Raw genomic sequence first — 23,381 nt, 5'->3', positions numbered from 1 at the left:
ACAGACACACGACAGACACAGAGGGACGCACGACCCATGACGACAGACAGCACCCAACCGCCCGACTCCCCGGCCATCGCCGTTGAGGACGTCCACAAACGCTACGGCGACCGCCGGGCGGTGGACGGGGTCTCCCTCGAGGTGCGCCGCGGCGAGTTCTTCGGGCTCCTCGGCCCGAACGGAGCGGGCAAGACCACCCTCATCGAGATCATGGAGGGGCTCCGCCAGGCCGACGGCGGCACGGTCACCGTCCTCGGCCAGAGCCCCTGGCCCCGCAACACCGCCCTGCTGCCCCGGATGGGCGTACAGACCCAGGCCTCGGCCTTCTTCGTGCGGCAGAGCGCGCGCGAGCACCTCGCCACCGTCGCCGGCCTGTACCGGCGTGATCCGGCTGCCGCGGACCGCACCCTGGAGAGCGTCGGACTCACCGAGCAGCGCGACGTCCTGGTGGAGAACCTCTCCGGGGGCCAGCGCCAGCGGCTGGCCATCGCCTCCGCACTCGTCCACGAACCCGAGCTGATTTTCCTCGACGAACCGACGGCCGCCCTGGACCCGCAGGCCCGCCGCGACCTGTGGGAGGTACTGCGCGCTCTCAAGAGCCAGGGCCGCACGATCGTCTACACCACCCACCACCTCGACGAGGCCGAAGCCCTGTGCGACCGCGTCGCGATACTCGTCGCCGGCCGGATCGCCGCCCTCGACTCGCCGCACCGGCTGGTCACCGCGGCCGGCGCCCCCTCGCGCCTGCTGCTGCCCGTCGGCCGGCTCGGTGTCGAGGAGGCGGCGGCGCTGCCCGGTGTGGACCGGGCCGTCCTCCAGGGCGGCTCCCTCGTCCTGGAGACCGCGACGCCGGGCAAGGTGCTCCAGGCCGTCGACGCGCTCACCGGACTGGACGGGGTGATGACCCGCACGGCGACGCTGGAGGACGTCTACCTCGAACTCACCGGAGCCGCACACCCCGGCCCGCAGGCCGGCCCCCACCCGCAGACGGAGTACCAGGCATGAGCGCATACACGGCCCTGACCGCCGCCGGCTACCGGGCGCAGGTCCGGGACAAGGCAACCCTCTTCTTCACCTTCGCCTTCCCGCTGCTCTTCCTGGTCGTCTTCGGCCTGATCTTCAGCGGCCAGGACGTCGAGGAGACCGGCCGCCCGTACATTTCCTACATCGCGCCCGGAGTGATGTCCTGGGGCGTCGCCAACGCGGCCGTCTTCGGGATCGCCTTCACCCTCATGCAGTGGCGCCGCGACGACCTGCTGAGGCTGATCCGGCTGACGCCGACCCCGCTGACGACCGTGCTCGCCTCGCGGTACGTACTGGCCCTGGCCGTGGGCGCAGTGCAGGCCGCGGTGTTCGTCGCGGTGGCCGTGCTCCCCGGCTTCGGACTGGTCCTGGACGGCCGCTGGCCGCTCGTGCTGCCCGCCCTGCTGCTCGGGATCACCGCCTTCCTCGCCATCGGAGTGATCGTCGGAAGCTACGCGAACACCCCGGAAGCCGTCGCCGCCATCGCCAACTGCCTGATGGTGCCGATGGCGTTCCTGTCCGGCTCCTTCCTGCCGTTGGACATGATGCCGGCCTGGCTGCAGTCGGTCTCCCGCGTCCTGCCGCTGCGCTACCTCAACGACGCGGCGACCGGCGCGCTCACCGGCACCGGATCCCTGGCCGCCATCGGCACCGGCTGCGCGGCGCTCCTCGGCTTCGCCGTCCTGTTCGGGGCGATCGGGCTCAAGACCTTCCGCTGGAGCAACCGGACATGACCACGACCCCGCCGTGTCCGCCCGCCCCCGACGGGACACCCCTCGAATCCGCCCGGCGGGACCTCGCCGAGGCGCTGGTCCCGCTCGGCGCCGTCGTGGTGACCCTGGGCGTGCACGATGCCCTGGGGCCGCGCGCCGCCGACCCGTTCGCCGCCGTCCGGCCCCGGGCCACCGTCCACCTCAGCGCGCGGGAGGTGCTCGTCGGCCCCTGGGGCGGAGACGGCGGCGCACCGGCGTGCGGCCAGTGCCTGGCCATGCGCCGCCAGCGGCTGCGCAGCCGGAGCGAGCGCGACGCGCTGGAGACCGGCCGCGGGCCGGGTACGCCCACCGGCTCCGAGTGGCCCCGGCTGTCCCCGTACGCGCACGACGCGGTGTACGCCCTGCACGAGGCGGTCCACGGCGGCCGGGTCGCCGCACCCGCCGGTGCGGCCGCCGACCGGGCCCTGCCCCAGGTGTCCCGGCTGGACCTGGAGACACTGCGCGTACGGACGTATCCGCTGCTGGCCGATCCGCTGTGCCCGGACTGCGGGCCCCGGGGCGCCGACGCACCGCGCCCCTTCACCCCCACCTCCAGGCCCAAGCCCGCTCCCGGCGCCCAGCGGCTGCGCGCCGCGTCCTCCTACCCGATGCCGTACGCGGCGCTGGCCAATCCGGTGACGGGGGTGCTGGGCGGGGGGACCTGGCAGAACGTCACCTCGCCCACCACCGCACCGGTTGCGGGCAGCGTCTTCATGCGGGGGTACGCGGGACTGACGGACGTGACGTGGAGCGGGCAGGCCAACAGCTTCGCCGCCAGCCGCGACCTCGCCCACCTGGAAGGACTGGAGCGGTACGCCGGAACCCACCGCCGCACCGGCAAGACCCTGCTCACCGCCGCGTACGCCGAACTGGGCGAGCGGGCCCTGGACCCGGCCGCGTGCGGGTTCTACGCGGCCGAGACCTACCGGGACGACCCGCTGGTGTCCCCCTTCGACCCCGAACGGCCCATCCCGTGGGTGTACGGGCACTCGCTGCGCGACGACCGCCCCGTGCTGGTCCCGGCCCGGCTGGTGCACTACAGCGCCGGCGTCGCCGCCGACAACTTCGTCTTCGAGTGCTCCAACGGCTGTGCCATCGGCAGCTGCGAGGAAGAGGCGCTGCTCGGCGCCCTGCTCGAACTCGTGGAGCGGGACGCGTTCCTGCTCGCCTGGTACGGCGGACTGCGGCTGACCGAGATCGACCTGGCGAGCGTGCCGGGGACCGCCGTGCGCGCGATGGCCGACCGGGCCGCGCTCCAGGGTTACGACGTGCACGCCTTCGACAACCGCGTCGACCTGGCCGTCCCGGTCGTCACCGGGCTCGCGGTGCGCCGCGACGGCGGCCCCGGGCTGTACTCCTTCGGCGCGGGCGCCGCGCTCGACCCGGCGGCGGCGGTGGAGGCCGCCCTGTCGGAGGTGCTCACCTACATCCCGCACCTGCCCCGCCAGGTCGAGGAGCGGCGCGGCGAACTGGAGGAGATGGCCGCCGACTTCGACAAGGTGCTGCACCTGAAGGACCACGCCCAGCTGTACGGGCTGCCCGCGATGGCGGAGCACGTCCGCCCCTACCGGGAACCGCTCGCCGTACGCACGATGGACGAGCTCTACCGGTCCTGGACGGAGTACGGACGGCCCCGCACCGGAGACCTCCGCGACGATCTGCGGTGCGTCGTGGACGAGCTGGTACGCGCCGGACACGACGTCGTCACCGTCGACCAGACCACCCCGGAGCAGCGGCGGATCGGCCTGCACACGGTCTGCGCCGTGGTGCCCGGGCTGCTGCCGATCGACTTCGGCTGGGCCCGGCAGCGCGCCCCCCACCTGCCACGGCTGCGCACCGCGCCCCGGCGGGCGGGGATGCGCACGGCCGACCTCGCGGACGCCGACGTCCGCAGGATCCCGCACCCCTTCCCGTAGGAGGCCCGCAACGGCCGATGCCCCGGCCCCCGCAGATGCGGGGGCCGGGGCATCGCCGCGTCCGCGGCCCGACGGGTCAGGCGGAGCAGGAGGTGGTGCTGGTGGTCGACGAGCAGGTCGAGGTGGAGCTGCAGCTCGTGGAACCGGCGAGCACGACCTCGCTGGCGTCCGAGTAGTCGGAGATCTCGAACGTCTCGGACTCCAGCTCCAGGATCTCGTCCGCGAGCGAGGCGAGGGGCGACTTCTGCATGGTGGCTCCTTCGGGTGGGCGGACGGCGCGGGTCGCGCCGTGCCGGGTCTGCTCCCATCACAGCGGGTACCGCCGTCACCGGACCCGTCGCAGCGCTGACACTCCGCTGTCACGAGGTGTCAGCGCCCTGCCGGAGCCGCCTCCGGCCCGCCGTCCGATCATGGCTCCATGACCGGCCACGCACCCGAATCGCCCGCCGCACCGCTCAGCCGACTCGGGGCGCACCTGCGCGACCTGACGGCCTGGTACCTGGAACTGCACCACGATCCGGAGCTGTCGGGGGAGGAGCGGCGCACGGCGGACCGCTTCGCCGGCAGGCTGGAGTCCGCCGGGTACACGACCACGCGCGGCATCGGCGGGCACGGTGTGGCCGGCGTGCTGCGCAACGGGGACGGTCCCACGGTCCTGCTGCGGGCCGAACTCGACGCCCTGCCGGTCCGGGAGACGACCGGACTGCCGTACGCGGCCCGCGGGGAGGCGGCGCACGCCTGCGGGCACGACCTGCACCTCGCGGCGGCCGCGGGCACGGCGCTGCTGCTCGCCCGGACTCCCCGGGCCTGGCGCGGCACCCTCGTCGTGGCCGGGCAGCCGGCCGAGGAGACGCTGGAGGGGGCCCGGGCGATGCTGGCCGACGGCCTCTACCGGCGGTGCGGCCGGCCCGACGACGTCCTGGCCCAGCACGCGGCGCCGCTGCCGGCCGGCATGGTCGCCCACGGATACGGGCCCATGACGGCGGGCAGTGTCACGCTCCGGGTGGTGGTGCACGGCCGCGGCGGGCACGCCGGGGCTCCGCACCTCGCCGTGGACCCGGTGGTGGCGGCGGCGCACGTGGTGACCCGGCTCCAGGCGGTGGTGGCACGGGAGGCCGCTCCGGCCGACCAGGTGGCGGTGACCGTGGGCTCCTTCCGGGCGGGGGAGCGGGCCAACGTCATCCCGGACCGCGCGGAACTGGCCGTCACGGTGCGGGCGGTGAGCGAGGCCTCGCTGGCCCGGGCCGCCGCGGCCGTGGAGCGGATCGTGCGCGCCGAGTGCGCCGCAGCGGCCTGCCCGCGGGATCCGGAGATCGTCCGGATCTCCACCTCCCCCGTCACCCACCCGGATCCGGCGCTGACGGCGGCCGTACGGGAGGCGCACGCCGCCGAGTTCGGGGCGGAGCGGGTGGCGATGTGGCCGCCCTCGCTCGCCACGGAGGACTTCGCCCTCTTCGGCGATGCCGGGGCGGAGGTGCACGGCGAGCGGGGCATCCGGCTCGGCTACTGGATGCTGGGCACGGCCGGCCCGGCCGCCTGGTCCCGCGCAGCGGGCTCGACCGCGGCGGAGAAGATGGCGGCCCTCCCCGCCAACCACGCGCCGGACTTCGCCCCGGACGCCCGGACCGCCCTGCCGGCCGCAGTCCGCGCGCTGACCGCCGCCGCGCTGTGCCGGCTCGGCCCCTCGTGAACCGTCACGGCCCGTCGGGTGGAACCGAGTTCCGCGGTCGGCTCGTCCCAGGCCACGTACCACGAGCAGACTTGGAGAATCGTTCCACCATGGCAACACCGCACCACCCGGCCGGCCACGGCCCCGCGACCGGCACCCCGTACGCGGCTTCCGGCGGCCAGGGCCACCCGCAGCCCTGGGGCAACCCCGCCGCCGCGGCCCCCGGTTACGGACCCCCGGTTCCAGCAGGTCAGGCCCCGCCCGCGGTCTGCCGCGCGTGCGGCGGCCGGACCGCCGTCGACTTCAAGGTCAGAGCCCACACCGGCATCCTCATCATGATGAAGTTCGAGCACCTGGACGGGCCGTTCTGCCGGGACTGCGGCCTGGCCGTCGTCCGGCAGATGACCTACCGGACCCTCATCCTCGGCTGGTGGGGGCCGCTCTCCCTGGTCATCGTCAACCCCCTCACCCTGGTGTGGAACCTGGTCGCGTACCTCAAGTACCGCGGGCTCGCACCGTCCGAGCCCGCCCCGGGCCGCACCCACCTCGACACGGGTCCGCCCGTCCTGCGGCGGCCGCTCGCCTATCTGGCCCTGATCCCCCTGGCGTGGGCCGTGTGGGTCCTGACCCAGATCCTGTCCCATTCCGCGTGAGCCGGCACCGGTGCGGGCGGCGTCCGCCGCCCGCACCGGGACGCGTCCGCCGCCGAACGGCCGCCGATCGCGCGGAACGATCTCCACCCGACGAGAAACGATCTGCAAAGAGTGGAAGCCGTACGTCGGAGCCCGGTGTGCAGGCACTGAAGCGCTCCGGACGGCGAAGTGCATCGACGCGGCCGCCCGCTCCAGGCCGGGGCACGAGAACCGGGAGACGGCACCGCTCGGCTCGACCCGATGGTGCACCGCGACCTGATTCTGCTCGGCCGAGCGCGCGCCTCCGGCGTCTGGACCGGGGCTGCGGAATCAGCCGTGGGCGGCAGCGGTGGCCACCACGTCGATGATCGCGGATTTGACGCCGTGCGCGGGGCCGGTCATACGGACAGTCGCTGGAGCCATTCCGCCAGAAGGTGCTGTTCGGCCTGGCTGAGGGCCTTCTGGCCGGGCAGCGCTGCGTGCAGGGCGCGGGCGGCGCCGCCCGGCCCCGGTTCCTCCACAGCCGGTTCCTGAGTGGTGATGGTGGCGATCATGGATTCGCGCAGGGCGGCAAGGAGTGCGGGGTCGCGCTCGGGCTCGGGGAGGGACAGCCAGGTCAGGATGGCGCCGCTGGCGGTGGCGTGGACGATCTGGGCCGCGAGCCCCTCTTCCAGGCGCAGAAGCCCCGCACCGGCGATGCGGCGAATGCGGTCCATGAGGTGTTCGAGGCCGATCCGGAACATGGTCGTGGACCGCGCGGGTTCGCCGTACATCAGGGCGTACAGCGCGGGGTTGGTCACTCCGAACTCGACCACGGTGTCCCAGCCGTCGCGCAGCTCCTTGACCGGGTCCTGCGGTGTGGGTTCGATCTGTTGCTTGGCTGCGAGGAACCGGGTGAAGCCGTGCTCGGCCACCGCGTCCAGCAGCCCCTTCTTGTCGCCGAACAGCCGGTACAGGGCCGGCGGCTGCAGTCCGGCCGCGTCGGCGACCGCCCGGGTGGTGACCGCGTCGCGACCTCCGCTCTCCAGCAGGCCGGTCGCGGCCTCGACGATCCGGCGGCGCGTCTGCTCCCGTGCGGCGGTACCGGGCTCCGCGGCGCGCCGAGTGAGGGTCGGTTCAACAGGCATGGACCAACGATAGCCTCCTCGCAGCGGCATGGGTAACAACGTTCTCCGTATCGTGGTGTCATCGATAGCATCGTCGATGTCACTTTATGGGTTTCAGTGGAAACATCAGCGCGAGGAGAACCGTCATGTCCGACCGTCTGCGGATCATCGGGGTGGAAGAAACCGTCGTCGTACCGGCCGTCTACGAGGCGTATCGGCGGGTCGGATCGCCCCAGGTCTTCTCGCGCGGGTTCGGGGACAGCCCGATAGCGAAGAACCTGCACGAGGTCGGAGAGCAGCGGCTGGCCCACATGGACGACCAGGGCATCGACGTCGCCGTGCTGTCCCTGTCATCTCCGGGTGTGCAGGACCTGCCCGAGGCCGACGCCGTGATGGTGGCGCGCGAGGCCAATGACCAGCTTGCCGAGATCGTTGCCTCCAGGCCCGATCGCTTCCAGGCGTTCGCCGCGATTCCCACTCAGTCGCCGGCCGCGGCCGCGGCCGAGCTGGAGCGCGCGGTGGTCGAGCTGGGCTTTCCCGGGGCCATGCTGTACGGACGCACCGGGGACAAGCCGGCCGACCACCCGGACAACGACGAGCTGTACGCGATGGCCGAGCGGCTCGCCGTGCCGCTGCACTTCCATCCGCAGACGCCGGTCCAGCCCGTCATCGACGCCTACTACTCCCACCTTCCCGAGCCCATGGGCCCCGTGCTGGCCGGCGCCGGACTCGGCTGGTACTACGACCTCGGCATCCAGTACCTGCGCATGATCTTCTCGGGTGTCTTCGACCGGTTCCCCGACCTGCAGGTGATCGCCGGACACTGGGGCGAAGTGGTGATGTTCTACCTCGACCACACCGGCTTCTTCGGTGAGGCAGGCGGTCTGCGGCAGCCCCTGACGGACTACTTCAAGCAGAACTTCTGGGTCGCCGGCAGTGGCACCAACAGCCCCCGCTACCTGCGCTGGACCGCCGAAGTGATGGGAACCGACCGGATGCTGTACTCCACCGACTACCCCTTCACCTACGGTTTCCGCCCCGGCGGCTTCCCCTACGTCGACACCAGCAACGGCCAAGCCCGCTCCTTCCTGGAGACCTCGCCGTTCACCGATGAGCAGAAGGCCGACATCGGCCACCGCAACTGGGAACGCCTCACCGCCCGCGCGAAGCACCTGACGGCCTGAAACGCCGATCGCGGGCCGGCGGAGCGCCACGGGGCGCTCCGCCGGCCCGCACGGCCCACCGAGGTGGACCTCGGCGCACGCCGGATCCGCGGTGGTGGCGGGCGTCCGGGGCGGCGGCACCGAGCCTCAGGGCACCGGCCGGGCCCGCAGCACGCGGGCCGGGTCCTGGCCCCCGCCGGTCACCAGGACCCGGACCTCGCCGCCGCTGCTGATCTCCGCCCGGACGATGCCGGTGGCGTCCTCGTAGACGGGGTGCCCGCCCGGTCCCGCCGCGTTGGTGCGGGTCATCCGGACGACGTCCTGCCCGACCCCGTCCGCGGCCGCGAAGACCACCTCGTAGGCATCCGCGTGCCCGTGCACCGTACTCATGGCCGACCCTCCTGCCGTGACGTCCGCGGTTCGCCGGCGGCGGCCGACTTCCCACCTGCCACGCTAAGCCCGCCCGGCCGCCCTGTCCTGGCCGGGCCGCGGGCGGCCGTCCCACCGGGCTCAGCCGGCGGGGCGCACCACGAACGCCACCGCGTCCACCGGGCCGCTGCGCCGGAAGTGCAGGACGAACGGGACGAGCTCGCCCACCTCGCGGCGGGTCTTCACCGCGACCGTCAGGTCCAGGGTGGCCGGAGTCATGTGCACGACGGTGCCCGCCGGGATGTCCGCCGAGGCGACCGCGCGCGTCGCGTCGCCGGTCCCGCCGAGCTCGTGCCGGTTGAGCACGATCTGGTAGGCGGTCGGCGAGGACACCGAGACCAGCTGGTCGTCGGATCCACCGGTGTTGGCGATCCGGAAGACGGCCGTGGTGCGCTCCTCGCCGGCGTGCGGGAGGAAGACCTGTCCGACACCGACGTCGATCCGGGCCGGGCTGCCGGCTGCTCCCGCCCTGGTCCAGGCCGTCAGCGCCACCAGCATCACCAGACACGCCGTCACGGGAACCAGGGCGGCGAACAGCCCGTCGCGTATACCCCGGCGGCCGGATCCGCCGCGTTCCGCGACCGCCTTCACCGCGCGGGCCGCGGCCCGGCGCACCGTCCGCCTCACCGTCCCGCCCACCGTCCCGTTCACCTTCCGCAGCAGGTCGTTGATCAACGGGAAACCCTTCCGACGGGGGCGCCCGGCCGGCGCGGCGCGGGCTGCCAGGTGCGCAGGCGCAGGCTGTTGGCCACGACGAGGACCGAGCTGGCGGACATGGCGGCGGCGGCCGGCATCGGGGCCAGCAGCCCCACCGCCGCCAAGGGGACGGTCACCGCGTTGTAGCCGAACGCCCAGACCAGGTTGAGGCGGATCGTCGCCAGCGTGCGGCGGGCGAGGCGGACCGCGTCGGCGACCGCCTCGACGTCGCCCCGTACGAGGGTCACGTCGGCGGCCCCGATGGCCACGTCCGTGCCGCTGCCCATCGCGATGCCGAGATCCGCCTCCGCCAGGGCCGCGGCGTCGTTGACCCCGTCCCCGATCACGGCTACCCGGCGGCCCCCGCTCCGCAACTCCCGCACCAGCGCCGCCTTGCCCTCCGGAGTGCAGTGGGCGTGCACCCGTGCAATGCCGAGATCGCGAGCGACGGCCCGGGCGGTGGCCTCCCGGTCGCCGGTGGCCAGGACCGGCTCCACGCCGAGGTGCCGCAGCCGGTCCACCGCCCGGTAGCTGCCGGGCCGCAGGACGTCGCCCAGCGCGATGAGCGCCTCGTCGAAGCCGTCCACCCGGACCAGGACCGGGGTGAGCGCGGCAGCCTCCGCATCGGCCAGTGCCTGCGCCAGCGAGGCGGGCAGGCCGCCGCCCGGAGTGCGCACCTCCACCCGGCGGCCCTCCACGATCCCCGTCACGCCGCTGCCGGGCACGGCCAGGAAGCCGACGACTCCCGGGAGCGGACCCCGGTCCGCGGCGCGCTGCGCGTAGCAGGCGATCGCGCGGCCCAGCGGGTGCTCGGAGCCCTGCTCCACCGCCCCGGCCAGCCGGAGGACCGCCTCCCTGCCGATCCCACCGGCGGTCTCCGTCACCCGTACGACGGACATGTGCCCCGTGGTCAGCGTGCCGGTCTTGTCCAGGACGATCACGTCGACGTGTCGCAGGGCCTCCAGGGACCGCGGCCCCTTGACCAGGATGCCGAGCCGGGCGCCCCGGCCGGTGGCGGCCATCAGGGCCGTCGGGGTGGCCAGGCCGAGGGCGCACGGGCAGGCCACGACGAGGATCGCGACGGCCGCGGTGACGGCCGCCTGGGGATCTGCTCCGGCGCCGAGCCAGAAGCCCAGCACGGTCACCGCCAGGGACAGCACCGCCGGGACGAAGACGCCCGCCACCCGGTCGGCCAGGCGCTGTGCCCGGGCCTTGCCCGCCTGTGCCTCGGTGACCAGGCGCGTGATCCGGGCCAGCCGGGTGTCGGCGCCGACCGCCGTGGCCTCGACGAGGAGCAGTCCGCCCATGTTGACGGCGCCGCCCACCACCGGACGTCCCGGGCCGACCTCTACCGGGTCGCTCTCCCCGGTGATCAGTGACAGGTCCAGGGCCGAACGGCCGGACACCACGACGCCGTCGGTGGCGACCCGCTCCCCGGGCCGGACGACGAAGCCCTGCCCCGGCACCAGCTCCGCTATGGGCAGCAGGCGCTCCCCGCCCTCCTCGCGCACGGTGACGTCCTTGGCGGCCAGCCCGGCGAGGGAGCGCAGCGCCGCACCCGTGCCGCGCCGGGCGCGCGCCTCCAGATGGCGGCCGGTCAGTACGAAGAGGGGAACGGCCACGGCCGCTTCGAGGTAGAGGTGCGCGACCTCCGCTCCGGCCGACGGGAGCAGGCTGAACGGCATGCGCATGCCCGGATCGCCCGCCCCGCCGAGGAACAGCGCGTACAGGGACCAGGCGAAGGAGGCGATGACGCCGAGCGAGACGAGGGTGTCCATGGTGGCCGCCGCGTGCCGCAGTCCGCGGGCCGCCCTCAGGTGGAACGGCCAGGCGCTCCAGACGGCCACGGGGGCGGCCAGTACGAGGCACAGCCACTGCCAGTTGCGGAACTGCAAGGCGGGCACCATCGACAGCACGAGGACGGGCAGGCAGAGCAAGGCGGTGATCAGCAGGCGTTCGCGGTCCTTGCGGGCCTCCTCGCGCGTTGGACCTGCCGGATCGTCCGGATCTTCCGGGCCGGCCGCACCGGCGGAACCCGAGGGGCGGGCCGTACCGCCCGGGGCGCCTGGGCCGGTCCCGCCCCGGGGCACGGGCGGCGGTATCCACTCCGGCTCGTAGCCCGCCTTCTCGACCGCGGCCATGAGGTCCTCGGCCGTGACGCCCGCCGGGTGGTGGACGCGGGCCCGGCCGGTGGCCAGGTTCACCGAGGCCGTCACCCCCTCGATGCGGGACAGGCGCTTCTCCACCCGGTTCACGCACGCCGCGCAGGTCATGCCGCGGATGACCAGGTCGGTGGTCACCCCGGCGACCGTGCCGCCTTCCGCCGTCATCGCCCGCCGCCGTGCACGCCGGCCGTGCCGCCGCTCATGCCGTCCATGCCGCCCGGCGCGGCGGGGTCGGCGTCGCCGACGGTGCTGCGCATGCCGGGCGCCACCGGACCGGCCGCCGCCCCGATCCCGTACGCGAGGGCGAACAGCGCGAGGAGCAGCACCGCGAAGCCGGTCAGCGCCGGGGGAGGGCCCCATCGCTGTGTGGACGCGGGCGCCTGCACTGCGGACTGCTGTTCTTCGGTCATCGACATTCCCTGATCCGAGGATTCGCTCTCGGGGACGACGCCCCGCCGGTTCCGGTCAGGTGGTCGGTTGCGGCCCCCGCCCGGTTCCGGCGGATCTCCCATCGGTCGCCCGCCCCTCCGTCGGATCAGTCCTTCTCGCGGACCACGGGGTAGGGGATGAAGGTGCTGCTGTTCTCGTCGACCGCCAGGGCGCGGCCGAGCGGAGGGACGGCCCGCTGGGGGCAGTCGAGCCGTTCGCACAGGCGGCAGCCCATGCCGATGGGTGTGGCGGCGGAGACGTTGCCGAGGTCGAGGCCGTCGGAGTACACCAGCCGGGAGGCGTGCCGGATCTCGCAGCCGAGGCCGATCGCGAAGGTCTTGCCGGGTTCGCCCCAGCCGCCGCGGTGGCGGGTCACGGAACGCGCGGTCCACAGGTACCGCTGCCCGTCGGGCATGGCGGCGATCTGGACGTGGATGCGACCGGGCGCGGCGAAGGCCTCGTAGACGTTCCACAGTGGGCAGGTACCGCCCGCACGGGAGAAGTGGAATCCGGTGGCGGACTGCCGCTTGGACATGTTCCCGGCCCGGTCGACCCGTACGAACGAGAAGGGCACCCCGCGCAGCCTGGGGCGTTGCAGGGTGCTGAGGCGGTGGCAGACAGTCTCGTAGCCGAGGCCGAAGTGGTCGGTGAGCCGGTCGATGTCGTACCGGAACTCCTCGGCTGCCGCGTGGAAGACGCCGTACGGGAGGATCAGCGCGGCCGCGAAGTAGTTCGCGATGCCGATCCGGGCCAGGCCGTGCGCGGGGGAGCCGGGCGGGAAGTCCTCGGCAGCCAGCCGGTCCAGCTCGGCTCCCTGCTCCACCAGCGCGAGCTGGGTGGCCATCCGGAACGCCTGCTGGCCAGGCCGCAGTCGGCCGGACAGGCGCAGGACCCGCGCGCCCGCGTCGAAGTGGTGGAGGCGGTCGGAGCCGGTCGTCAGCCGGATCCCGTGCCGGCCGGAGAGCCGGTCCGCCAGCACGCGCAGCACGTCCCCGCGCTCGATGCCGATCTCCCGCGCCAGCGCTTCGGCGGCCGTGTCGGTGTCGTGCAGGTAGTTCTGCCGCCGGTAGAAGAAATCGCGGATCTCCTCGTGGGGCGAGCGTGGCGCGACGCCCCCCGCCCCGTCCCTGCCGTCCGCCGTCTCCGAGAGCCGCTCCGCGAGCAGTTGGCTGCGCCGGCCCAGGTCCACCAGCACGGACGCGACGGCCGGCATCCGCTGGGCCAGCTCGGCCAGGTCGGACGGGGACACCCGGGCCTGCGCGACCTCTCCGGCGAGCGCCTCGCGCAGGTCGGCCACGAGCCGGCTGGTGTCACGCTCGGAGAAGAAGCCGGGATCGACGCCGAATGCCTCGGTCAGCCGGAGCAGTACCGGGACGGTCAGCGGGCGGGAGTCGTGCTCCATCTGGTTGAGGTAGCTGGGCGAGATGCCGAGGACCCGGGCCAGTTCCGCCTGGCTCATCCGGCGTTCCTCGCGCAGCCGCCGCAGGCGCGCCCCCGCGTAGGTCTTGCTCACCCACACCCCCTCCTCGGGCCCTTCGGCCGGGCTCCGGGGCATGGGCGACCACGCCTCCCCCGAAGCTTCGCAAGCATGGCAGAAACCGGCGGGAAGATGCGCAGAACTTGGCAGACAGCACTCCTTGTTGACACTCGGTGCCAGTGTCAGAGTCGTCCTGCGGACCGCCGGACCCCGGCGGCCGAGACGGGCGGTCGGGGCGTGAATCGCTCCCTGATGTCGGATATTCCGGCAGTCCGGCTCGGCCGCCCGGCGCATTGCTCAGCTCCGTCCATGGTGGGGTTCGGCGGCCGCGACCCAAGGTTCGGGCACACAGTGCCAATGGCTTGCCGTGCCCGGCGACAGCATTGGCAGCCCCAGCTACTCACGGAGACGGTGACGGTCATGGCAGAGGCGAACACGACCACGGCAGCGGCGCAGCGGCTGGCGCAGCGCTGGGCCACGGACCCGCGATGGGCGGGCATCGAGCGCACTTACACGGCCGAGGACGTGGTGCGGCTCTCCGGCAGCGTGCGGGAGGAACACACCCTGGCCCGGCGCGGCGCCGAGCGCCTGTGGAGGCAGCTCCACGAGCTGGACTACGTCCACGCCCTCGGTGCGCTGACCGGAGGGCAGGCCGTGCAGCAGGTCCGTGCGGGCCTCCGGGCGATCTACCTCTCCGGCTGGCAGGTGGCCGCCGACGCCAACCAGGCCGGCCACACCTACCCCGACCAGAGCCTGTACCCCGTCAATTCCGTCCCGCAGGTGGTGCGCCGCATCAACAACGCCCTCCTGCGCGCCGACCAGATCGCCACCGCCGAGGGAGGCGCCGACGCGACGGACTGGCTGGCGCCGATCGTCGCGGACGCCGAAGCCGGTTTCGGCGGCCCGCTCAACGCCTTCGAGCTGACCAGGGCGATGATCGCGGCGGGCGCGGCCGGCATCCACTACGAGGACCAGCTCGCCTCCGAGAAGAAGTGCGGCCACCTCGGTGGCAAGGTCCTCGTCCCGACCTCGCAGCACGTCCGCACCCTCAACGCGGCCCGGCTCGCCGCCGACATCGCGGACACTCCGACCTTGATCATCGCCCGTACGGACGCGCTGGCCGCGAATCTGCTGACGAGCGACGTCGACGAGCGGGACGCACGGTTCAGCACCGGCGAGCGCACCGCCGAGGGCTTCTACCGCATACGCAACGGCATGGCTCCCGTCATCGCACGCGGTCTCGCCTACGCCCCGTACGCCGACCTCATCTGGGTGGAGACCGGCACCCCGGACCTGGCCCAGGCCCGTGAGTTCGCCGAGGCCCTCCATGCGGAGTTCCCCGGGAAGATGCTGGCCTACAACTGCTCGCCCTCCTTCAACTGGAAGGCCACCCTCGACGACGACCAGATCGCCAAGTTCCAGCGCGAACTCGGCTCCATGGGCTACAAGTTCCAGTTCATCACCCTGGCCGGCTTCCACTCCCTCAACCACGGCATGTTCGACCTGGCCCGGGGCTACGCCGAGCACGGCATGACGGCCTACGTGGACCTCCAGGAGCGCGAGTTCGCCGCCCAGCGGCACGGGTTCACCGCGGTCAGGCACCAGCGCGAGGTCGGCACCGGCTATTTCGACCTCGTCTCCACCGCCGTCAACCCGGACTCCTCCACCACCGCGCTCGCCGGCTCGACCGAGGAGGAGCAGTTCCACTGATCCGTCTCCCCGGCTCCCCGGTCCTCTCCTCCACCTTCCCGCTCCACCTTCCCGCTCCGCCCACCCGCTCCCGTCCCGCCTCCGTCAGGAGACCGCATGTCCACCACCGCGACCACGCCCCGGGACCCGGCCCGCGCGGCACCGGCCGAACGTCACGACGCGTTCCCCGCGCACGTCAGCGGCGTCCCGCCGCACTGCGATGCGAGCCCGCGCGGCCACCGGGCCGCGGCCCCGCAGGGGCCGGCCGAGGACGCCGCGGGCGCCGCCCCGATCCGCCGCGTCGGCATCGTCGGCGGCGGGCGGATGGGCGCCGGAATCGCCGAGGTCTGCGCCCGCGCGGGACTCGACACCGTCGTCTGCGAGGTCGACGCCGGCGCGGCCCTGGCCGCGCGCGAACGGGTCGCCATGTCCCTCGAACGCGCCGTCCAGCGCGGAAAGCTGGACCGGATCTCCGCCGAAGACGCCCTCGCCGGGCTGGTCTTCGCCGGTAGCCTCGACGAACTCGCCGACCGGCAGCTGGTCGTCGAGGCCGTCACGGAGAACACCGCGATCAAGACGGAGACCTTCGCGGCCCTCGACAAGATCGTGGAGGATCCTGCGGCGATCCTCGCCACCAACACCTCCTCCCTGCCGGTCATGCGCCTGGGCATGGCCACGGGCCGCGCCGACCGGGTCGTGGGACTGCACTTCTTCAACCCCGTCCCCGTGCTCCCCCTCGTGGAGGTCGTCTCCTCGCTCCACACCTCCCGGGAGACCGTCGGGGCCGTGGAGGCCTTCGCCCGTGACGTCCTGGGCAGGACGGTCGTCCACTCCACCGACCGGGCCGGCTTCGTCGTCAACGCCCTCCTCGTCCCGTACCTGCTCTCGGCGATCCGCATGACCGAGTCCGGCTTCGCCACCGCGACCGATGTGGACACGGGCATGGAACTGGGCTGCGCCCACCCGATGGGGCCGCTCAGGCTCGCCGACCTGATCGGCCTGGACACCGTCGCCGCCATCGCCGAATCGCTCTACGACGAGTTCAAGGAACCCCTCTACGCCCCGCCCCCGCTCCTGTCGCGGATGGTGCAGGCGGGCCTCCTGGGCCGCAAGAGCGGCCGCGGGTTCCACACGTACGACCAGGGCCGATGAGGGACCCTGGTCCGCCGCCGGGCTGAGGGGCCCGGCGGCGCGCGGTGAGCGGGGTGCGGTGGAGTGGTGTCCGCCGCACCCCACGGCGCTGCTCTCGCCGTACGCGGGCGGCGGCCTTCCGGAACCCGGGCAGTGGTGCCGGGCGACGGCCTTCCACGGTGTCGCCGCGCCCCGGCCGGTGCGTCGGTGTGTTGGTGTGTTGGTGTGTTGGAGGAGCCGGTGCTCAGGGGCGCCCGGTCAGGTATCCGCCCATCGAGGTGAAGTACCGGCCGGCCGGCAGCTCGCGCCCGTCCTCGGTCCGCACCCGGGTGATGGCCAGCCCGTGGTTGCGGCCGGAGCGGGCGTCGGCGCCCGCGACGATCACCACGCCGTCGCCCTCGCGGTAGAAGACGCGGCCGGGCGTGCCGCCGTAGCGGCCCTGCGACACGAAGGCGGCCAGGACCTCGATCCGCCTGCCCCGGTGGAAGGTGAAGGCGCTCGGGTAGGGCTCGGACTGGGCCCGTACCAGACGGTCCAGTTCCTCCGCGGACCAGGTCCAGTCGATGCGGCTGTCCTCGACGGACCGCTTGTGGAAGAAGCTGGCCTGCGACCGGTCCTGGCGCACGAACTCCCGCTGCCCGGAGGCGATGAGGCCGAGGGCGCCTACCGTGACCGGCGCGATGAGGTCGACGGTCCGGTGGAAGAGGTCGGTGGCGGTGTCCTTCGGCCCCACCGGGACGGCCTCCTGCCGCACGATGTCGCCGGCGTCGAGTTCGTCGTTCATCATGTGCGCCGTGACGCCGACTTCGGTTTCACCGTTGATCAGCGCCCAGATCAGGGGCGAGAAGCCGGCGTACTTCGGCAGCAGCGAGTCGTGGACGTTCAGGGTGCCGTGGCGGGGGAGGCCGAAGACGCGCGGGGGCAGCCAGGTCCGCCAGTTGTTGGCCACGATGATGTCCGGGTTCGCCGCCTCCAGACGCGTGAACAGCTCGTCGTCGTCGGGGCGGTCGCGGAGCAGGACGGGGACGTGGTGCTCTGCGGCGAGGTCGGCGACGGAGTCGCTCCAGATCCTCTCGTAGGCGTGCTCGCTCCGGGGGTGCGTCACGGCCAGGACCACGTCGTGCTCGGAGTCCAGGAGGGCTTGCAGGGTGCGGTGCCCCCAGGTCTGGTAACCGAACATGACGACCCGCATGGTTCCTCCTCGGCGCAGGCGGTTGGCCACGTCGAGTAAAGCAAGGCTTGCCTAAGCGTGCAATGGCCCTAGTGCGCAAGGGAGTTGAAGGTCGCTCGGAAGGGTGACCGTCCGCTCCGCCTATCGACAGCGTCCTGGAAATGAGCTTAGCCTTGCCTAAGTCTCATGGTCGTGACGTCGTCGGCGTGCCCGAGTTCCGCGTCCGCCGGGGTCCGGCCCGCGGTCGCGCGTCCCCACGGCTCGGTGGCCGTCCTCGCAAGATGGGAGTGACATGGCACAGGTTCGTCCTGGCGAATCCCCGGTGGTCCACGACCTCGTTGGAATCGGCTTCGGGCCGTCCAACGTGGCCATGGCCATCGCGGTCAGCGAGCACAACGCACGCGTCGGCGGACGGGAGGCGGTCCACGCCCGCTTCTTCGAGCAGCAGCCACGCTTCGGCTGGCACCGCGGGATGCTCATCGACGACGCGACCATGCAGGTGAGCTTCCTCAAGGACCTGGTGACGCTGCGGAACCCGGCGAGCGAGTTCAGCTTCCTGTGCTACCTCAAGAGCAGGGGGCGGCTGGTCGACTTCATCAACCACAAGAACCTCTTCCCGCTGCGTGTGGAGTTCCACGACTACTTCGAGTGGGCAGCGGACAAGGTCGACGGTCTGGTCTCCTACGGACATGAGGTCGTCGGCGTCACGCCCGTCGCCCGTGACGGAGCGGTGGAGCACCTCGACGTCACGGTCCGCTCCGGGGAGGGACTCGCCCTCCACCGGGCCCGCAACATCGTGCTGGGCACCGGTCTGCGCCCCTTCATGCCGGACGGTGTCGAACGCACCGAGCGCGTCTGGCACAACTCGGATCTGCTGACGAAGGTCGACGGCCTGGACGGCGGCGCCCCCTCCCGCTTCATCGTCGTCGGCGCAGGGCAGAGTGCCGCCGAGAACGTCGCCTACCTGCACCGCCGTTTTCCGGAGGCCGAGGTCTGCGCCGTCTTCTCCCGCTACGGGTACAGCCCCGCCGACGACAGCGGCTTCGCCAACCGGATCTTCGACCCGGATGCCGTGGGCGAGTTCTTCGCCGCGCCGGAGGACGTCAAGCACCGGCTCATGGACTACCACGGCAACACCAACTACTCCGTGGTGGACATCGACCTGATCGACGACCTGTACCGGCGGATGTACCGGGAGAAGGTGCTGGGCACCGAGCGCCTCCGCTTCCTCAACGTCTCCCGGCTGGCGGCCCTCCGGGAGACCTCGGCGGGCGTTCGCGTGACCGTGCGGTCCCTCGTCACCGGTGAAGAGACCCCGCTGGACGCCGACGTCGTGGTCTTCGCGACCGGGTACCGTCCCGCAGACCCCCTCGGCCTGCTCGGTGAGGCCGCCGGGCGGTGCCTGCGTGACGGCGAGGGGCGCGTCCGGGTCCGGCGCGACTACCGCATCGCGACGGACCCCGCACTGCGCTGCGGGATCTACGTGCAGGGCGGGACGGAGCACACCCACGGCATCACCTCGTCCCTGCTGTCCAACACCGCCGTCCGGGTGGGCGAGATCCTCGACTCGCTCCTCGGGCGCGGTCCGCAATCCGCTTCCGGCCAGGCCCGTACGGTCTCCGGGGCGCCGGCGGTGCGGCTGCCCGCCGACCGGCGCCGATTCCACTGACTCCAGTCCACCGGCGGACGGAAGGGATGGCGTAGGGCGACATGGGCGTGATGGCACTGGAACGTCCCCTGCCCACGGGCACGACACAGGCGCGCAGGCGGAGGGTCGCCGGCTCGGTCACGCTCGCGGTGATCCTGCTGATCGCGATGGCCGCGTCACTGGGCGTCGGTGCGCGCGGGCTCAGTCCCTCCGAGGTCTGGTACGGACTGTCGGCCGGGCCGAGCGCCGACCACCGGCTGACCGAGATCCAGCTCATCGTGCGGACGGTACGGCTCCCGCGCACGGTGCTCGCCACCGCGGCCGGAGTGGCCCTGGGGGTGGGCGGGGCGCTCATCCAGGGCTACACGCGCAACCCGATCGCCGACACCGGCCTGCTGGGCGTGAACGCGGGCGCCTCGTTCGCCGTGGTCTCGGTGATCGCCGTCCTCGGCTTCGCGAACCCTTTCCAGTACGTCTGGTTCGCCTTCGCCGGGGCCGTGGTCGCGGGCGTCCTGGTGTTCGGGCTGGCCGGCATCGGCCGAGGGGCCGGCAACCCGCTGACCCTCGCACTGGCCGGACAGGGGGTCACCGTGTTCCTCGCCGCGATGACGACGGCGGTCGCGCTGTCCGACAAGGCGTCACTGAACGCGCTGCGCTTCTGGAACGCGGGCTCGGTGGCCGGCGTCGGATTCGGCGTCATCAGGCCGGTGACCGCCTTCATCGCGGCCGGGCTGGTGCTGGCAGCGGCCACGCTGCCCGCCCTCAACCTGCTCAACCTGGGCGACGACGTGGCGCGGGGCCTGGGCGTCAACACCGCCCTCCACCGGACCCTCGGCATCATCGCCATCACCCTGCTGGCGGGGGCCGCGACGGCGGCGTGCGGCTCCATCGCGTTCCTCGGGCTCATGGTGGCCCACCTGGCCCGCTACCTGACCGGGCCGGACTACCGCTGGCTCGTGCCGTACGCGGGTCTCCTCGGTGCCGTCGTCCTGCTGGTCTGCGACATGGCCGGACGACTGCTGGTGCGGCCGGGCGAGCTGGACGCCGGTGTCGTCGTGGCGCTCCTCGGCGCCCCCTTCTTCGCGGTCCTGGTGTGGCGCGGGAAGTTCACGGGCGCATGACCGGGCCCGGCATGGACGTCGCCGACCCGCACCGGCCGCGGGAGAAGCCTCCGCTGGCACCGGGTGTGCGGCTCGGCGGGATGTCGTTCGTCTGGCGGCCCTGGCTGGTCTGCGTCACACTCCTGCTGGCGGCGGCGACCTTCCTCGCCTGCTGCGTGTCCATCGGCGTGGGGGACTTCCCCATCGCGCTGCCCCGGGTGATCTCCACGGTCCTGGGCCGGGGCGAGCCGGTCGACGAATTCGTGATCATGGACCTTCGGATGCCCCGGGCCCTGGCCGGCTGCGTCGTGGGAGTCGCCCTGGGCGTGTCGGGGGCGATCACCCAGTCCATCGCGCGCAACCCGCTGGCCAGCCCCGACATCCTCGGGATCACCTGGGGCGCCGGCGCGGTCGCGGTGTTCCTGGTCACGGTGTCGGGCGGGAGCGCCACGGCCGTCGTCAACTCCGTGGGGCTGTCCGGTGCAGCTCTCGCGGGTGGTCTGGGCACGGGGCTCCTCGTGTACGTGCTCGCCTGGCGGCGCGGGATCGACGGCTTCCGGCTCGTCCTCATCGGCCTGTCCGTGAGCGCGGTGATGGAGGCCGTCACGACCTGGCTGCTGGTGACCGCCGACATCAGGGACGTGGCCCGGGCGCAGGCCTGGTTGATCGGCTCCCTGGACAGCCGTTCCTGGGACGATGTGCGGGTGGCGCTCTGGTGCACGCTCGCGCTGGTGGCCGTCGTGGCGGCCGCCTCGTTCCAGTTCAAGCCGCTGCATCTCGGCGACGACGTGGCCACGGGCCTGGGCGTCCGCCGTACGCTCGTGCGGGCCGTCCTGCTGCTGTGCGCGGTGCTGCTGGCCGGGGTCGCGGTGAGCGCGGCCGGGCCCGTCTCCTTCGTCGCGCTGGTGGCACCGCAGGTGGCGATGCGCCTGACGAGGTGTCCGACGCCGCCGATGGCGGCCTCCGGGCTGACCGGGGCCCTGCTGCTGACCGGCGCGGACCTGGTCGCGCGTACGACGCTGCCGATCACCCTGCCGGTCGGGGTGGTCACCGCCGCGATCGGCGGTCCCTTCCTCGTGTACCTCCTGGTACGGGCCAATCTTCGTTGATCGACACATGTTCGGGCAGGCACGGACCGAGGGGGAGGCGTGGCCGAGGAACACGGCGCCGGGGGCGCGGCCGGGAGCGCGGCCAGGGGTGCGGCCGAGGGCGCGGACACCGCGCGGCTGGTGGCCAGGGGAGTGACGGTCGGGTACGGGGGCCGGGTCGTCATCGACGACCTCGACGTGGCCGTCCCGCCCCGGGTGATCACCACGATCATCGGGGCCAACGGCTGCGGCAAATCGACCCTGTTGCGGACCCTGGCGCGGCTGCTCAGGCCTACCCGGGGGGTCGTCGTCCTGGACGGCGACGACATCGCGCGGCTCCGGACCAGGGACGTGGCCAGGAAGCTCGGCCTGCTGCCGCAGGCCCCGGTGGCGCCGGAGGGGCTCACCGTGGCCGACCTGGTCGCCAGGGGCCGGCATCCGCACCAGAGCTGGCTGCGGCAGTGGTCGTCGGACGACGCCAACGTGGTGGAGCGCGCGCTCGCCATGACGGGGGTGTCCGATCTGGCAGACCGCCCGGTCGACTCCCTGTCCGGAGGCCAGCGCCAGCGGGTGTGGATCTCCATGACGCTGGCCCAGGGCACCGACCTGCTGCTGCTCGACGAGCCGACCACCTACCTGGACCTGGCGCACGCCGTCGACGTGCTCGATCTGGTGGACGACCTCCACGAGTCCGGATGCACGGTCGTCCTGGTGCTGCACGACCTGAATCTGGCCGTCCGTTACAGCGACCACCTCGTCGTGATGAAGGCGGGAACGATCCTGGCGCAGGGCCACCCGCGTGAGGTGATCACCGCCGGTCTGCTCCGGGAGGCCTTCGGACTGCGGGCCAGGGTGATCGACGACCCGGTGGGGGACAGGCCCCTCATCGTGCCGATCGGCCGCACCCATGTGACGCCGGATCAGGCGGACAAAGATACGGTTCAAGTAAGGCTAGGCTAGCCTCACTTGGGGGCGATATCGTGTGCCTGCCCTCGGGCCGGGGGCGCCATGGACAGCACGAAAGCAAGGGATTGCGGATGCTTCTCCATCGAACGACTCGTACCAGTCCCCGGGCACGGGCCGCCGCGGCCGTGTCCGCCGCGGCGCTCGGAGCCGGCCTCCTGGCCGGCTGCGGCTCCGGCCCGGCGGACCCGGCCGCACGGAGCGGCCCTGACGCCCCGGCCACCGAAGCCGGCACCTTCCCGGTCACCGTGGAGCACGCCTTCGGATCCACGCGGATCGACAGGGCCCCGAAGCGGGTCGTCTCCGTCGGCTACACCGACGACCAGGCCGTCCTCGCCCTCGGGATCAAGCCGGTGGGCATGGTCGACCAGTACCCCAACCCGCCCGGCACGAGTCCCGACCTCAACACCCAGTGGCCCTGGACGAAGGCCAAGTGGGGCGACACCCGCCCCGATGTCGTCATGAACAACGGCGACGCCGGCCCGAACTACGAGAAGATCGCCGCGCTGCGGCCGGATCTGATCATCGCCGTCTACTCCGAGATCGACCGGGCCTCCTACGAGAAGCTCACCAGGATCGCACCGACGGTGGGCCGGACCAGGGCCGAGAAGGAGCCCTTCAGCGCCCCCTGGCAGGACAACGCCGTCCACATCGCCAAGGCCCTCGGCCAGGAGGCCAGGGGAACCGAACTGGTCAAGGGCATCCAGGACAAGCTCGACGCGGCCAGGAAGGCGCACCCGGAGTTCGCGCACCAGACCGCCGTCGCACTGTCCTGGTACAAGGACTCGGTCGCCCCCTTCACCACCACCGACGTGCGCGGCCGACTCGTGACGGGCATCGGCTACCAGGGCCAGGCCGAGATCGACAAGATCGCCGACGGCAGGTTCTACACCACGCTCTCCCCGGAGCGCATGGACCTCGTCGACGTCGACCGGATCTTCGTCATCGCCGACCGGGCGGACCAGGAAGCGCTGAAGAAGTCCGAGCTCTTCACCCACCTGAACGCGGTCCGCAACGGCCGGGTCTCCTACCTCCTGGACAGCGAGGGCCCGGCCGTCGGCGCGGCCATGTCCCAGGGCACCCTGCTCTCCCTGCCCTACGCGATCGACGAACTCGTCACGTCGGCCGGCTGAC

21 protein-coding genes are annotated in these 23,381 nt (G+C 72.8%); 13 read left to right on the top strand and 8 right to left on the bottom strand.

Features of this window, described 5'->3' with window-relative positions; genetic code table 11:
- Positions 1-36: 36 nt before the first annotated feature.
- The 3 genes from AW27_RS02250 to AW27_RS02240 are packed head-to-tail and all read left to right on the top strand — an operon-like array spanning position 37 to position 3,691.
- Positions 37-1,005 (top strand): ABC transporter ATP-binding protein, encoded by a 969-nt coding sequence (locus tag AW27_RS02250; RefSeq protein WP_037917014.1) that lies wholly within the window; start codon positions 37-39, stop codon positions 1,003-1,005.
- A complete protein-coding gene (locus AW27_RS02245) occupies positions 1,002-1,757 on the top strand; it encodes an ABC transporter permease (protein ID WP_037917017.1) in 756 nt (251 codons plus the stop codon). The genes AW27_RS02250 and AW27_RS02245 overlap by 4 nt, the downstream gene beginning before the upstream one ends.
- Positions 1,754-3,691 carry a TOMM precursor leader peptide-binding protein gene (locus AW27_RS02240; protein WP_037917020.1) on the top strand — a complete coding sequence of 646 codons (1,938 nt, stop codon included), beginning with the start codon at positions 1,754-1,756 and terminating at the stop codon, positions 3,689-3,691. The genes AW27_RS02245 and AW27_RS02240 overlap by 4 nt, the downstream gene beginning before the upstream one ends.
- A 76-nt stretch (positions 3,692-3,767) precedes the next feature.
- Here the strand turns inward: AW27_RS02240 and AW27_RS02235 are convergent, their stop codons facing one another.
- The gene (locus tag AW27_RS02235) at positions 3,768-3,941 is read right to left on the bottom strand and encodes a thiazolylpeptide-type bacteriocin (RefSeq protein ID WP_037917023.1); all 174 of its coding nucleotides are present in this window, start codon (positions 3,939-3,941) and stop codon (positions 3,768-3,770) included.
- 168 nt (positions 3,942-4,109) lie between these two features.
- Between AW27_RS02235 and AW27_RS02230 the strand changes: the two genes are divergently transcribed.
- Positions 4,110-5,381 (top strand): amidohydrolase, encoded by a 1,272-nt coding sequence (locus tag AW27_RS02230; RefSeq protein ID WP_078555921.1) that lies wholly within the window; start codon positions 4,110-4,112, stop codon positions 5,379-5,381.
- Between the two features lie 89 nt (positions 5,382-5,470).
- Positions 5,471-6,013, top strand: a complete 543-nt coding sequence (locus tag AW27_RS02225; RefSeq protein WP_052030120.1) for a hypothetical protein — start codon at positions 5,471-5,473, stop codon at positions 6,011-6,013.
- A 377-nt stretch (positions 6,014-6,390) separates the two neighbouring features.
- Here AW27_RS02225 and AW27_RS02220 read toward each other — a convergent pair whose 3' ends face one another.
- Positions 6,391-7,119: a TetR/AcrR family transcriptional regulator gene (locus AW27_RS02220; protein ID WP_037917026.1), complete on the bottom strand. Its 729-nt coding sequence runs from the start codon at positions 7,117-7,119 to the stop codon at positions 6,391-6,393.
- Positions 7,120-7,244: 125 nt separating this feature from the next.
- Here AW27_RS02220 and AW27_RS02215 point away from each other — a divergent pair, with 125 nt between their 5' ends.
- Positions 7,245-8,282: an amidohydrolase family protein gene (locus tag AW27_RS02215; RefSeq protein ID WP_037917029.1), complete on the top strand. Its 1,038-nt coding sequence runs from the start codon at positions 7,245-7,247 to the stop codon at positions 8,280-8,282.
- Positions 8,283-8,408: 126 nt separating this feature from the next.
- Here AW27_RS02215 and AW27_RS02210 read toward each other — a convergent pair whose 3' ends face one another.
- The 5 genes from AW27_RS02210 to AW27_RS02190 all read right to left on the bottom strand — a co-directional run bounded on the left by AW27_RS02210 (position 8,409) and on the right by AW27_RS02190 (position 13,493).
- Positions 8,409-8,651 (bottom strand): DUF6296 family protein, encoded by a 243-nt coding sequence (locus tag AW27_RS02210; RefSeq protein WP_037917032.1) that lies wholly within the window; start codon positions 8,649-8,651, stop codon positions 8,409-8,411.
- A 120-nt stretch (positions 8,652-8,771) separates the two neighbouring features.
- On the bottom strand, positions 8,772-9,365 hold the full coding sequence (locus AW27_RS02205) for a copper chaperone PCu(A)C domain-containing protein (RefSeq protein ID WP_236647477.1): 594 nt from the start codon (positions 9,363-9,365) through the stop codon (positions 8,772-8,774).
- Positions 9,362-11,716, bottom strand: coding sequence for a heavy metal translocating P-type ATPase (locus AW27_RS02200; RefSeq protein WP_037917034.1), 2,355 nt, complete (start codon positions 11,714-11,716; stop codon positions 9,362-9,364). The genes AW27_RS02205 and AW27_RS02200 overlap by 4 nt, the downstream gene beginning before the upstream one ends.
- Positions 11,713-11,961, bottom strand: coding sequence for a hypothetical protein (locus AW27_RS02195; RefSeq protein WP_037917036.1), 249 nt, complete (start codon positions 11,959-11,961; stop codon positions 11,713-11,715). The genes AW27_RS02200 and AW27_RS02195 overlap by 4 nt, the downstream gene beginning before the upstream one ends.
- Positions 11,962-12,086: 125 nt before the next feature.
- Positions 12,087-13,493 (bottom strand): short-chain fatty acyl-CoA regulator family protein, encoded by a 1,407-nt coding sequence (locus tag AW27_RS02190; RefSeq protein WP_037917038.1) that lies wholly within the window; start codon positions 13,491-13,493, stop codon positions 12,087-12,089.
- Between the two features lie 384 nt (positions 13,494-13,877).
- Here AW27_RS02190 and aceA point away from each other — a divergent pair, with 384 nt between their 5' ends.
- Both aceA and AW27_RS02180 read left to right on the top strand, forming a co-directional pair.
- Positions 13,878-15,167, top strand: a complete 1,290-nt coding sequence (gene aceA, locus AW27_RS02185) for an isocitrate lyase (protein WP_037917040.1) — start codon at positions 13,878-13,880, stop codon at positions 15,165-15,167.
- Between the two features lie 96 nt (positions 15,168-15,263).
- Positions 15,264-16,298: a 3-hydroxybutyryl-CoA dehydrogenase gene (locus AW27_RS02180; RefSeq protein WP_078555924.1), complete on the top strand. Its 1,035-nt coding sequence runs from the start codon at positions 15,264-15,266 to the stop codon at positions 16,296-16,298.
- Between the two features lie 223 nt (positions 16,299-16,521).
- On the opposite strand, the gene AW27_RS02175 is transcribed toward AW27_RS02180, so the two are convergent.
- On the bottom strand, positions 16,522-17,469 hold the full coding sequence (locus AW27_RS02175) for a methionyl-tRNA formyltransferase (RefSeq protein WP_037917041.1): 948 nt from the start codon (positions 17,467-17,469) through the stop codon (positions 16,522-16,524).
- 271 nt (positions 17,470-17,740) lie between these two features.
- Between AW27_RS02175 and AW27_RS02170 the strand changes: the two genes are divergently transcribed.
- The 5 genes from AW27_RS02170 to AW27_RS02150 all read left to right on the top strand — a co-directional run bounded on the left by AW27_RS02170 (position 17,741) and on the right by AW27_RS02150 (position 23,380).
- Positions 17,741-19,117, top strand: coding sequence for a lysine N(6)-hydroxylase/L-ornithine N(5)-oxygenase family protein (locus tag AW27_RS02170; RefSeq protein WP_052030121.1), 1,377 nt, complete (start codon positions 17,741-17,743; stop codon positions 19,115-19,117).
- Between the two features lie 41 nt (positions 19,118-19,158).
- A complete protein-coding gene (locus tag AW27_RS02165) occupies positions 19,159-20,217 on the top strand; it encodes a FecCD family ABC transporter permease (RefSeq protein WP_037917043.1) in 1,059 nt (352 codons plus the stop codon).
- The gene (locus tag AW27_RS02160; RefSeq protein ID WP_106967511.1) at positions 20,214-21,305 is read left to right on the top strand and encodes a FecCD family ABC transporter permease; all 1,092 of its coding nucleotides are present in this window, start codon (positions 20,214-20,216) and stop codon (positions 21,303-21,305) included. Before AW27_RS02165 ends, AW27_RS02160 begins: the two co-directional genes overlap by 4 nt.
- 117 nt (positions 21,306-21,422) lie before the next feature.
- Entirely contained in the window at positions 21,423-22,244 is an 822-nt protein-coding gene (locus AW27_RS02155; protein ID WP_052030233.1) for an ABC transporter ATP-binding protein, read from the top strand.
- 77 nt (positions 22,245-22,321) lie between these two features.
- Positions 22,322-23,380 carry an iron-siderophore ABC transporter substrate-binding protein gene (locus AW27_RS02150; protein WP_037917045.1) on the top strand — a complete coding sequence of 353 codons (1,059 nt, stop codon included), beginning with the start codon at positions 22,322-22,324 and terminating at the stop codon, positions 23,378-23,380.
- Position 23,381 lies beyond the last annotated feature (1 nt).

Origin of the sequence: Streptomyces sp. PCS3-D2 (assembly GCF_000612545.2) — a bacterium.
In the GTDB taxonomy this organism is placed as follows: domain Bacteria; phylum Actinomycetota; class Actinomycetes; order Streptomycetales; family Streptomycetaceae; genus Streptomyces.
The sequence above is the reverse complement of the archived record's forward strand: the minus strand, read 5'-3'. Positions and strand labels throughout refer to the sequence as shown.

Excerpts from the sequence above, each read along its gene's own strand:
- AW27_RS02225 (WP_052030120.1), top strand. The coding sequence starts at position 5,471 with ATGGCAACACCGCACCACCCGGCCGGCCACGGCCCCGCGACCGGCACC.
- AW27_RS02235 (WP_037917023.1), bottom strand. The coding sequence starts at position 3,941 with ATGCAGAAGTCGCCCCTCGCCTCGCTCGCGGACGAGATCCTGGAGCTG.
- AW27_RS02250 (WP_037917014.1), top strand. The coding sequence starts at position 37 with ATGACGACAGACAGCACCCAACCGCCCGACTCCCCGGCCATCGCCGTT.
- aceA (WP_037917040.1), top strand. The coding sequence starts at position 13,878 with ATGGCAGAGGCGAACACGACCACGGCAGCGGCGCAGCGGCTGGCGCAG.
- AW27_RS02195 (WP_037917036.1), bottom strand. The coding sequence starts at position 11,961 with ATGACCGAAGAACAGCAGTCCGCAGTGCAGGCGCCCGCGTCCACACAG.
- AW27_RS02150 (WP_037917045.1), top strand. The coding sequence starts at position 22,322 with ATGCTTCTCCATCGAACGACTCGTACCAGTCCCCGGGCACGGGCCGCC.
- AW27_RS02220 (WP_037917026.1), bottom strand. The coding sequence starts at position 7,119 with ATGCCTGTTGAACCGACCCTCACTCGGCGCGCCGCGGAGCCCGGTACC.
- AW27_RS02210 (WP_037917032.1), bottom strand. The coding sequence starts at position 8,651 with ATGAGTACGGTGCACGGGCACGCGGATGCCTACGAGGTGGTCTTCGCG.
- AW27_RS02165 (WP_037917043.1), top strand. The coding sequence starts at position 19,159 with ATGGGCGTGATGGCACTGGAACGTCCCCTGCCCACGGGCACGACACAG.
- AW27_RS02160 (WP_106967511.1), top strand. The coding sequence starts at position 20,214 with ATGACCGGGCCCGGCATGGACGTCGCCGACCCGCACCGGCCGCGGGAG.
- AW27_RS02175 (WP_037917041.1), bottom strand. The coding sequence starts at position 17,469 with ATGCGGGTCGTCATGTTCGGTTACCAGACCTGGGGGCACCGCACCCTG.
- AW27_RS02200 (WP_037917034.1), bottom strand. The coding sequence starts at position 11,716 with ATGACGGCGGAAGGCGGCACGGTCGCCGGGGTGACCACCGACCTGGTC.
- AW27_RS02215 (WP_037917029.1), top strand. The coding sequence starts at position 7,245 with ATGTCCGACCGTCTGCGGATCATCGGGGTGGAAGAAACCGTCGTCGTA.
- AW27_RS02245 (WP_037917017.1), top strand. The coding sequence starts at position 1,002 with ATGAGCGCATACACGGCCCTGACCGCCGCCGGCTACCGGGCGCAGGTC.
- AW27_RS02180 (WP_078555924.1), top strand. The coding sequence starts at position 15,264 with ATGTCCACCACCGCGACCACGCCCCGGGACCCGGCCCGCGCGGCACCG.
- AW27_RS02230 (WP_078555921.1), top strand. The coding sequence starts at position 4,110 with ATGACCGGCCACGCACCCGAATCGCCCGCCGCACCGCTCAGCCGACTC.
- AW27_RS02170 (WP_052030121.1), top strand. The coding sequence starts at position 17,741 with ATGGCACAGGTTCGTCCTGGCGAATCCCCGGTGGTCCACGACCTCGTT.
- AW27_RS02240 (WP_037917020.1), top strand. The coding sequence starts at position 1,754 with ATGACCACGACCCCGCCGTGTCCGCCCGCCCCCGACGGGACACCCCTC.